This is a genomic window from Kosakonia sp. S42 (genome assembly GCF_016624785.1).
GTDB lineage: Bacteria > Pseudomonadota > Gammaproteobacteria > Enterobacterales > Enterobacteriaceae > Kosakonia > Kosakonia cowanii.
In genome coordinates, this window is the sequence record NZ_JACVTW010000108.1 from 1 (window position 1) to 300 (window position 300).

The window sequence follows — 300 nt, forward strand, 5'->3', positions numbered from 1 at the left end:
CCTGGACGGGCAGGGCTGGTATGCCACTGGCTGCAGTACCGGTGAGTTACCAGTACTGACAAACACCGTTTCCGGCAGCACACACGACCGCATGTACGGCAGGCCAGACAGCCTGCGGGCACAGCGTCTGGAGCTGATAGGTGATATCGCTGCCCGCCTGCGCCACCGTGAGAGGACTTAATAATGTCTGAATTTTTAGAAAGCATGATGGATTTGCTTAAGAAGGGTGCAGAGAAGGATGGCTCCGCAACAGCGAAAGCCAACCTGCAGCAGACCTGGGATTATCCCTCCCTGACCGCA

1 protein-coding gene is annotated in these 300 nt (G+C 56.7%); it reads left to right on the forward strand.

Annotated elements, in window-relative coordinates; translation table 11 throughout:
• Positions 1–181 (forward strand): hypothetical protein (locus tag IAE50_RS25775; protein WP_200581704.1); only part of this gene is annotated, 181 nt, incomplete at its 5' end.
• Positions 182–300: the final 119 nt, after the last annotated feature.